Below are 8,793 nucleotides of genomic sequence, written 5' to 3'. Positions count from 1 at the left end.
GGTGGGGTGGGCTTTAGCATTCGATCATGCGTCTGGTCGGCATCTGGATTTATCCGCTCAAATCAGGTGCCGGGTCGCCCGTCCCCGAGGCGGCCGTCGAGCGTTGGGGGCTGGCCGGGGATCGGCGGTGGGCGGTGGTCGACGAGGCGGGTGACAATCTCTGGCTCGGCGAGTATCCGCGGATGGCCTCCGTACGGGCGCGGAACGCGGATGACGGCGGTCTGCTGCTGTCCGCCTCCGGCATGCCCGGCCTCCATGTCCCCCCGGCGGCCGGGGAGGCGGTGCCCGTGGGGTTCACCGGGCTGGACCGGGCGATCGACGCCGGCGGCGACGCGCACGACTGGTTCACCCGGCTCCTGGGGCGGCCCGCCCGGCTCGTCTGGCTGGACGATCCGGGCCGCCGTACGATCGATCCCTCCCACGGCGGGCTGCCGGGTGAGGTGGTCAGCTTCGCGTGGGACGCGCCGCTGCTGCTGACCTCGGCCGCGTCGCTCCGTGTTCTGGATGGGCAGATCGGCGGGGACGGCCCGCTCGACATGGCACGGTTCCGGCCCAACGTGGTGATCGACGACGTCGAGCCGTACGCCGAGGACTCCTGGACCGAGGTCCGGATCGGCGAGATCGACTTCCGGGTCTCCGAGCTGTGCGACCGGTGCGCGGTCACCACCATCGACCCGGTGACCCTGGTCAAGGGCAAGGAGCCGATCCGTACGCTGGCGAAGCACCGCCGCTGGGACGGCAAGACCTGGTTCGGCATCCGCCTGGTGCCCAAGAACGCGGGCCGGCTCCGCCTCGGCGACCCGGTGATCGCCTGATCCATCCGGGCGGACGGAGGCGAAATCGGGTCGCGGGTGCGGTGGCCGGCGTCGCGAGGAGGCCGAGGTCAGACCCCGGTGCCGGGAAGCAGGTCGAGCGCCTCCCCCCACGCGCACCAGCGGGAGGGGAGGCGCGCCGGTGACCGATCACACACTCGACCGGGGGCATTGTGTGGGGCATCACACCACACCGGCTAGGCGGGAAATCGTCACATTTGACCGCCCTATTTAGTCATGAGTGGTAAGCGGGCGAAGTGCCCGTACCGCACAGGGGGTGTTTCTGATGGCCTTCTCCTACACCGACCCCGATGCATGGCGGATCGCCATGAACGTCACCGAGGCGACGCTGACCATGGACACGCCGCGAAAGCTGCGGCTCCTGGACAAGGTTCCCGAAGTCATCGGCTCGTTCTTCCTGCGTCCGAGCGGCGGGCTGGCGGGGTTCTCGCTGCGCCTGCCGCTGTCGTCGCGCCGTGCCGTCCCGCCGGTGCTGGTGTGGGAGTCGGCGAACCTCGAGCTCGGCGAGCCGGCGACGCTGCGGCTCGGAGAGCAGGAGGTGTCCAGCGCCGTGTCCGTCGTGTGCGCCGAGATCCCGGGCGAGCATCCGTACGTGAAGATCGTCCTGGAGACGGAGTTCCCCTCCAAGGCCCTGCTCCTGCCGTCCACGTGGTGGCGCCGGCCGGGAACGGTGCGGCTCAGGCTGTTCAGCGAGCTCCATTCGGCCGAGAAGGCGACGGGCACGCCGGGTTCGTGACCGGCGGCACCGATCAGGGGGACGAACGACGGGAACCGGGCGTCGCGTCGATGGCGGACCGACCGGCGCCCGCGCTCACCCGAAGGCGCTGAACGTCACCTCGGGGCGGTCGCGCTTGGTGTACAGCTCCCAGGCGGTGTCGGCGATCACGTCAGGGTCCAGGGTCCTGCCGCCCACGTCGCCGAACCGATCCGGCTGCGACGTCACCAGCTGGTGGATGTCGCCCCGTTCGACCAGTCCGCCGATGATGAGGCTCCCGGCGTAGACGCCCTGCTCGGCCAGCGCGGCGTTGAGCGTCAGGGCGTAGTTGCGCAGGGCCGCCGAGGAGACGGCGAGGCTGCCGAGGGCCGGCATCGGCATGACGGCGCTGAGCCCGCCCGCGAACACCAGCCCGCCCTCACCCCTGCCGACCATGCCGGGCAGCACCTTGCCGACCAGGTCGACGGCCGGATAGACGATCTCCATCGCCTCCCGGACGTCCTCGGAGGCGGACTCGGTGATGGGCTTCGGCGGGGAGCCCAGGTCGGCGGCACCCGGGCCGTAATAGAGGACGTCGATCGTCCCGAACCGTTCGGCGATCGCGTCCAGGGCGGACGCCGCGCGGTCGCGGTCGCGTACGTCGGCGACGAAGGACGCGGCGTCGATCCCCGCCCCGGCCAGGGACGCCACGTAGGCGGCGTGCCGGGCGTCCGTACGGGAGACCAGGGCCACGGCGTACCCCTCGCGGCCGAACCGGTGGGCGACGGACATGCCGAGCCCCGGCCCGGCACCGATGACGACGGCGGTCTTGCGCGCTGTTCCGGACATGGCTGTGCCTTTCGCGTCAGAAATCGAGGACACCCTCAACTTATGACGCAGACCGTACCACGAACTTGAGGGCATCCTCGATTTCGTATGATGGGCACATGGCAGCCGGACCCAAGCCGCTGCGGTCTGATGCCGCGCGCAACCGCGACAAACTGCTGGTCGCGGCCACTCAGGTGTTCGCCGAACGCGGCCTCGACGCCCCCCTCGACCACATCGCCCGCCGGGCCGGGGTCAGCATCGGCACCCTCTACAACCACTTCCCGACGCGCGAGGCGCTCCTCGCCGCGATCCTCCCCCAGCGGCTGGCCGCCCTCGACGAGATCAGCGCGGCGGCCCTGGCAGACCCCGATCCCTGGAACGGGTTCGCCGGCTTCCTCGAAGGGCTCTTCGCCCTGCAGGCCGAGGACCACAGCCTCAACGACGCCCTCGTTCAGAGCTTCTCCCTGTCCACCGACGTGAGCCAGGCCTGCCACGGGGGCTTCCAGCAGGCCGAACGCATCATCGAGCGAGCTCAGGCCAGCGGCCGGCTGCGCGCCGACTTCGGGTCCCAGGACCTGGTCACGCTGGTGTGGGCGATGTCCCAGGTCATCAGGGAGTCGATGGAGACGGCTCCGGAGACGTGGCGGCGCTGCCTGGCCTTCTTCGTGGACGGCCTGCGCGCCGAAGCCGCCCACACCGCCCTCCACTGACGATCATCTCGTACGCCGAGCGCGCCCCCGTACCCCGCCGCCCCGCCGGGACCCGAGCTCCAGGCCCCGTCGCACCCGCGCGTCTCAGCCGGCGGCCGGAACGTAGGTCAGGCTGAGCACGCCGGTCTCGAAGGTGTCCGACTTGACCAGCTTCAGCGGGTGGGTCGGGGTGTCCTCGAACAGCCGCTGGCCGTGGCCGACGACGATCGGGTGGACGAGCAGGTTCAGCTCGTCCAGCAGGCCGTTGGCCAGCAGCCAGCGTACGGTCGTGGCGGAGCCGGACATCTGCAGGTCGCCGTCGAGCTGCTTCTTCAGCTCGGTCAGCTCGGCCGCGACGTCACCGCGGATCAGGGTGGTGTTGCTCCACTCGGCCTTCTCCAGGGAGTTCGACACCACGTACTTGCGGGCGCTGTTGAAAGTCGCGGCGATTTCCGGGTCGGCGTCGGTGGTCGTCCAGTACGAGGACCACTCCTCGTACAGCTTGCGGCCCATCAGGAACCCCGCCGCGCTCTGCATGCCGGCCTGGACCACGGCACCCATCTCGTCGTTCCAGTACGGGAAGTGCCACTGGTCCGGGGACTCGACCACGCCGTCCACGGAGATGAAGAAACTCGAAATGATCTTGGCCATCGTGTTCGCTCCTTAGTCATCGGGCTTGTCCGCGACATTAGTCCGGCCCGTATGCCCGAGTCTTGTACAGAAACGACAACCGCCGGCTGCCGATCCTGGACGACCAACCTCCTTCACGGAGCCGACGGAGGCCGGACAATCGCCCGTCACACGCGCAGAACGGTGACCTGGCGGCCGGACGGTGTGGTCGCCTGCTCGAAACCACCTCGTTCCTTCCAGGGTGGAGCCTCGGGACGCCGGTCGAAGATCACCAGCACGCCGGTGGAAAGGGTGAGCCGGTCCAGATACCGGTCAAGCTGTGCGAGACCGTCGGGCATCGGGTCGTTCTCGCTCGCTCGCCAGACCTTCAGCTCCATCGCCTCACGCTGTATCAGCCGCTCCCCTTCGGGGCCGGTATAGGACCAGCGGACCAGCACGTCCAGGCGCTTGGTGCCCGCGGCGTACTCCCGGTCGAGCTGGCCGCCGCCGTTGACCAGCCGGTGCAGGAAGGCCATGAGAATGATCTGGCAGGCGGCCTCGTGGTAGCCATCCTGCCGGATGAGCACCTCGCCGTGCTCGCGCCAGAACACGACGAACTCCCGCAGCAGGCGCGGCAGGTCGAAACGGCCGTCCGGCAGCACGAAGCTGTGCGGATCAGCCATCACATGCTGTTCCGACGGGGCGCCCAGCACCCGCAGGATGACCTCCCGGTAGATGGGGTTCGCCACCTCCAGCGGAGGCTCCTGCTTGATGAGGCCGAGATCGTGAACGTAGGACAGGTCGTCGGAGAAGGTGAGGTCGATGTCAGGGAAAGTCCCGGCCACCACGGGCTCCATCACCCGCTTGACCCGGGGCTCGTGCAGCCGGGCCACCAGGGAGTCCAGATGAGTGGCTCGTGCCCGGATCAACCGCTCCTTGGCCCCCTCCACCTGCCCGGCCGTGATGGCGTCAGCCATCCGCATCCGGAAGGTGATCTCATAGGCGAGGGCGTTGACCAGCCACGGCTGTCCCTGTGTCAGCTCGAAGACCCGGTCCACCGCGTCCTTGGTGAACTCCTGGCCGGTCGCCTGGGTGTGCAGGCCGTAAAGCTCGGCGATCTCGTCAGCGGTGAAATCACCCAGGCGCAGCGACTCGGCGATGATGTTGAACGGGCTGGCGGGGTTCACCCGGTCGGCGTCGCCGCCGGAGGCGACCTTGTAGTCACGCAGGTTGCGCAGCCCGCACAGCACCACGGACGCGGGGAACGGACGGCCCTGATGCCGCGCGTTGTGACCGTCGCGGAGCTGGCTGAGGATGCTGACCATGCTGTTGCCCTGCAGGGCGTCGATCTCGTCGAGAAGAAGCACCACCCGGCGCGGGCAGCGGCGGCACCACTCGCTCAGCGCCGAGCCGAACCTGCTGCCCGGCGTGACCTGCGGCCAGGGCTCCGGCGGCAGCAACTCCTCCGGCCAGCCCGATCGTGCGGCGGCTTCGCGGAGGGAGTCCAGCAGGAGCGACTCCGCGGCGGCGTAGTCGTCGCCGGCCGCCTTGGCGCGCTCACAGGAGAACGTCAGGGCGGCGATGTCGCCTCCGGCGGTCAGTTCGGAGGCCAGGGTGTGCAGCGCGGTCGTCTTCCCGGTCTGCCGGGGCGCGTGCAGCACGAAGTAGCGGTCCATCTCGATGAGCACGCGCGCCTGCGGGAGCCGCTGCGTGGGGGGCAGCATGTAGTGATGCTGAGGGCTGCACGGGCCCGTGGTGTTGAAGTATTTCGCTCGAGGTAGCCGCATGGTCACAGTCTGCCATTGCCCTGATCGGGGCGTTTGGGATACAACAACCGGCCCATGCTCTTCCTCGGCGCGGACGAGGCGCGTACGGCGGGGCGCTGGTGGATGAGCCGTCGATCACTTTCATCTGGAGGATTGCGATATGCGGGCAATCCGGACCGTCACTGGCCGGCCCCGGCCATTCAGCCGGCACTTCGGCCGGAAGATCGATGGCTCAACAAGGTGCCCTGAACTCAAGGCCCCTTGGGGATATCGGAAAGCGAACCGCTACGTTAAGTCCACTCCGGTCCAGCGGCTCAGCCTACGTTCGGACGGTTTTATCTTTATCCGAGCATATGACCCTCAACGAGCCCGAGCTGCTTCTCCATGCCGAGAGCAACGACAGCGTGCCATCGAACTGCTGATGGCCAGGCTGCTGTGGTCGGTCATCATCCGCAGTCTTTCCTGCACATGTACACCAGCGGTCCCACCGCGACAATTCGGTGGCACCGCCGCATCGACGTCAACCGAGCACACCCTGAGAAGCCCGTGGTGAGTGACCCGGTCAGAGCGCTCGCTGAGCCGCCCGAGGGCGCCTCAGCCGAACCCGGCCCGAGAAAGACCGTGCTGTTGGTGATCCACTCAGCGATCGGATAGAAATCCTGTCCGAATCGCCTCTTGAACCCACGACCAGATCGACCATGCCGCTGCCGGCAAGCTCGGGCTCGAAGAGGATGTCCGCGTTCCGGAACTCCCCGACCGCAACCGGTGGCCGGACGCGCAGACCGCCGAGATTCGCCGGCACGGATGGCGCCAGCGCACGCAGGACGAATCCCTCGGCCCCGAGCACATTGTGCCATCTCCGCGCATCCACGGATCGTTCTTCGTGCCAGCCTGCCGACGAGGTTGAAAGACATCAGCCGTGACGTCCTATGGTCAAAGTGACATGTATTCAGCCACGACCCGAGGCGTCGAGGCCTGCTCGGTCCTCTCAACGAGCTCGTCGGCGTCCGTCCAGCGCGCGCTCGACGCCCTTGCTGGTGATCGTCTGGAGCGCCGGGTTGCTCCTCGCCAGGCAGGGCCCGCAACCCCGCCTGGCGAGGAGCCTGGAGTGCCATCAAGCTGTCAAGCTGTCATCGACGTGCCCGGGCAGCTCATGACAGCTCCTCATCCTGATGTGAGCGGCTCCTACGAATACGTTCCGCTTCCGCTCGGGCGGCACGTGCCTCGTCGCCGCCCGGGTCATCGCTTGGCCGCGATCTTGCGAGCCTTGCCTGGCGCGTACGCCACGCCCTCCCGGCGCCGCACCAGCACCCGATGCGACCCGCCGTACGCGGCGAGGCAGGCATACACCGGCGCCACGTCCTTGCCCACCTCCAGGCACCGTCATACGTGCTCCACCCCCACGGGCGGTACCTCACGGGCCTTGGCGAAACGGCCCAGTGAATTAAGTTTTGCCCCGGTTTCCTTGGGGTGGGAAAACAAAAAAGGCCCCCAGGTGACTCTTGAGGGGCCTTTTTTGCGTTATTTGGTGCTATGGCGCAGTGGCACAGGCCACGTAGAGTGTTCCATTCTGATCCTCGCGAGTGACATTATCGACACGGAAGGTGACTGAGTTGGGCGTGACTGAAGGCGCGCCCGCCGCGTCCGAAGGGTATGCCTCGGCGAGTTCCACGAGCGTGCTCGGACCTGCGGGATTCTGAGGGAAGTCATAGCCGTGAAGGACTGGCACCTTATCTGAAGGACACTCGACGGTGAAGGTCGCGACACCGGCTCCCCCCGCACCCGGGCCTACAGTGAAGGGAAAGGCAACTATCTCGTAGCCCGTGAGACCCCCGTCTGACGGCGGCGGAGGTGTCGGCGTGGTTTGCTGCGCGCTCTGTGTACAGTTGTTGGTTTGACTGGTGGTTACCTGGTTGTGGTCGCCCTTGATGGAATTGTCGTTACGCGCCCCGGGAAGGCACAACACTGAAGGCGCTATGTTCGGGTTCGGGATGAGATTCGGGAGGACGTTCGCGTTCGGGACGACGTCGTCGATAATATCGATGATCGGGTGAGGGTCTGCGAGTGCTGGCGATCCGCTGCTGGCGATAACTGCGCTACTTGCTGAGATGGCCAGAACTGCGGCGAATTTCCCTATTTTGTTCATGCAATCCTCCTGGCTGCGTGTGATCCTCTGATCTGCGTGAAAGGTAGCGGTCATTGATCACCGTTCGCGGGGTTGACACCCGCTCGCCAAATGAGTTCATGAACGTTTTAACGATAGGAAGGACGTCTCTTCGCAGTTATTGGACAGGCGCCTAGCGTGCCAGACGGTAGGGCGGCCCACCATTGGACATTCCAGCGGATGTCTCGGAGCCGGCGACGCGGCCGGGGGCGCGCAGCGAGTCGCATAGTGGTGCGCGCGGAGGAGTTTGGGGTGGCGCCTCGTGGTGGTGAGAGCCGCTGGCGTCTTCGTCCCATACCCCCAGTCTGGCTCTCGGGAGGCCGTGATCGCGCAGACAAGGTGGAGTGCACTGATCACCGACAAGTGGGTCATTCAAGCGCATGGCATGACCGGACTAGTCTCGACTGGGCGAACATCGTGGAGTGAAATGCCGGTGATCCCAGTCGGGAAGTTGTTACAACTGAGAACTTCTCGCCATTCTGATCGGCCGCGAACAAAGTTCGCGGGTATTTTGTCTGTGGCCGATCTGCGCTCAATTGCCCATTAAGCGTACCGGTCCACCACTTTCTGTCGATAGGGTTGAGGACAAGAATGTCAATGAGGGCGCCTTTGAGTGATAGATCACTATCAGGTGTGCGCCTCACCTGGTAGGTGGTCTGACTGCATGCCTTTAGCACGAAGGGTGCGGCCGTTGTTAACCACGGCCCAACGGAAATATATATGATCACTGTCGCACTGGTGGCATTGGCATTCCGTATGAGAACGCGGGGTTCGCGTGCACTCTCCTTGGATACCCGTTGGTAGGTGATCCGCTGGGCGAATGCTCGCTGCTTTTCTCTCTGATCTTCATCACGCTGCTGTACCGCGTCGGCCTGTTGCTGCTTGCTGATCGCAAGGACACTCAAGGAGATGATGACGGCGATCACGGATGCGATGCTGGTGATGATACTGAAGGTGGCCGCCCACCATTGGGCAGTCCAGCGGCCTTGGCGTAGTGGCGGGTCTTGTTGTGGGTCGGGGGCGACCATGCTCTCATTGACGTGATCTCAGCGAATTGCCGGTAGGTAGTTGTGCTCGAAATGTGTGAGGACAAGAGCGGCGCGTGCGATGTCGCCGATTGCGCTGGGGCTGGCGGTGATGTGCTGGAGGATCCGCCAGCGGCCTTTGAGCAGGGCGAACCCGCGTTCGCCGAGACAGCGCAGGGCGCGTA

At 66.4% G+C, this 8,793-nt stretch carries 8 protein-coding genes and 1 pseudogene; 3 read left to right on the top strand and 6 right to left on the bottom strand.

Annotated elements, in window-relative coordinates; all coding sequences use genetic code 11:
* The first annotated feature begins 26 nt into the window (after positions 1 to 26).
* Together ACTWPW_RS61565 and ACTWPW_RS61560 are read left to right on the top strand one after the other, a co-directional pair.
* Positions 27 to 815: an MOSC domain-containing protein gene (locus tag ACTWPW_RS61565; protein WP_443174632.1), complete on the top strand. Its 789-nt coding sequence runs from the start codon at positions 27 to 29 to the stop codon at positions 813 to 815.
* Between the two features lie 283 nt (positions 816 to 1,098).
* On the top strand, positions 1,099 to 1,569 hold the full coding sequence (locus tag ACTWPW_RS61560) for a hypothetical protein (protein WP_443174631.1): 471 nt from the start codon (positions 1,099 to 1,101) through the stop codon (positions 1,567 to 1,569).
* A gap of 75 nt (positions 1,570 to 1,644) precedes the next feature.
* On the opposite strand, the gene ACTWPW_RS61555 is transcribed toward ACTWPW_RS61560, so the two are convergent.
* Positions 1,645 to 2,376, bottom strand: a complete 732-nt coding sequence (locus tag ACTWPW_RS61555; protein WP_443174630.1) for an SDR family NAD(P)-dependent oxidoreductase — start codon at positions 2,374 to 2,376, stop codon at positions 1,645 to 1,647.
* A 98-nt stretch (positions 2,377 to 2,474) separates the two neighbouring features.
* Between ACTWPW_RS61555 and ACTWPW_RS61550 the strand changes: the two genes are divergently transcribed.
* Entirely contained in the window at positions 2,475 to 3,065 is a 591-nt protein-coding gene (locus ACTWPW_RS61550; RefSeq protein WP_443174629.1) for a TetR/AcrR family transcriptional regulator, read from the top strand.
* Between the two features lie 84 nt (positions 3,066 to 3,149).
* On the opposite strand, the gene ACTWPW_RS61545 is transcribed toward ACTWPW_RS61550, so the two are convergent.
* From ACTWPW_RS61545 to ACTWPW_RS61525, 5 genes and pseudogenes are all read right to left on the bottom strand, one after another.
* Complete coding sequence (locus tag ACTWPW_RS61545) at positions 3,150 to 3,695, bottom strand: dihydrofolate reductase family protein (RefSeq protein WP_364134644.1); 546 nt, start codon at positions 3,693 to 3,695, stop codon at positions 3,150 to 3,152.
* A 146-nt stretch (positions 3,696 to 3,841) separates the two neighbouring features.
* Positions 3,842 to 5,377, bottom strand: coding sequence for an ATP-binding protein (locus ACTWPW_RS61540; protein ID WP_443174628.1), 1,536 nt, complete (start codon positions 5,375 to 5,377; stop codon positions 3,842 to 3,844).
* 1,573 nt (positions 5,378 to 6,950) lie between these two features.
* Complete coding sequence (locus ACTWPW_RS61535) at positions 6,951 to 7,565, bottom strand: hypothetical protein (protein ID WP_375116058.1); 615 nt, start codon at positions 7,563 to 7,565, stop codon at positions 6,951 to 6,953.
* Positions 7,566 to 7,951: 386 nt separating this feature from the next.
* Positions 7,952 to 8,611, bottom strand: coding sequence for a hypothetical protein (locus ACTWPW_RS61530; RefSeq protein WP_443174627.1), 660 nt, complete (start codon positions 8,609 to 8,611; stop codon positions 7,952 to 7,954).
* 18 nt (positions 8,612 to 8,629) lie between these two features.
* Positions 8,630 to 8,793, bottom strand: a pseudogene (locus ACTWPW_RS61525) (IS5/IS1182 family transposase); the annotation flags it as partial.

This window comes from Nonomuraea sp. KM90 (assembly GCF_052246675.1).
Lineage (GTDB): Bacteria > Actinomycetota > Actinomycetes > Streptosporangiales > Streptosporangiaceae > Nonomuraea.
Note: the sequence above shows the minus strand (reverse complement) of the source record. Positions and strands in the feature narration are given on the sequence as shown.

Bases quoted from the DNA above. Each gene is read 5' to 3' on its own strand.
- ACTWPW_RS61565 (WP_443174632.1), top strand. From the start codon at position 27: ATGCGTCTGGTCGGCATCTGGATTTATCCGCTCAAATCAGGTGCCGGG.
- ACTWPW_RS61560 (WP_443174631.1), top strand. From the start codon at position 1,099: ATGGCCTTCTCCTACACCGACCCCGATGCATGGCGGATCGCCATGAAC.
- ACTWPW_RS61555 (WP_443174630.1), bottom strand. From the start codon at position 2,376: ATGTCCGGAACAGCGCGCAAGACCGCCGTCGTCATCGGTGCCGGGCCG.
- ACTWPW_RS61550 (WP_443174629.1), top strand. From the start codon at position 2,475: ATGGCAGCCGGACCCAAGCCGCTGCGGTCTGATGCCGCGCGCAACCGC.
- ACTWPW_RS61545 (WP_364134644.1), bottom strand. From the start codon at position 3,695: ATGGCCAAGATCATTTCGAGTTTCTTCATCTCCGTGGACGGCGTGGTC.
- ACTWPW_RS61540 (WP_443174628.1), bottom strand. From the start codon at position 5,377: ATGCTGCCCCCCACGCAGCGGCTCCCGCAGGCGCGCGTGCTCATCGAG.
- ACTWPW_RS61535 (WP_375116058.1), bottom strand. From the start codon at position 7,565: ATGAACAAAATAGGGAAATTCGCCGCAGTTCTGGCCATCTCAGCAAGT.
- ACTWPW_RS61530 (WP_443174627.1), bottom strand. From the start codon at position 8,611: ATGGTCGCCCCCGACCCACAACAAGACCCGCCACTACGCCAAGGCCGC.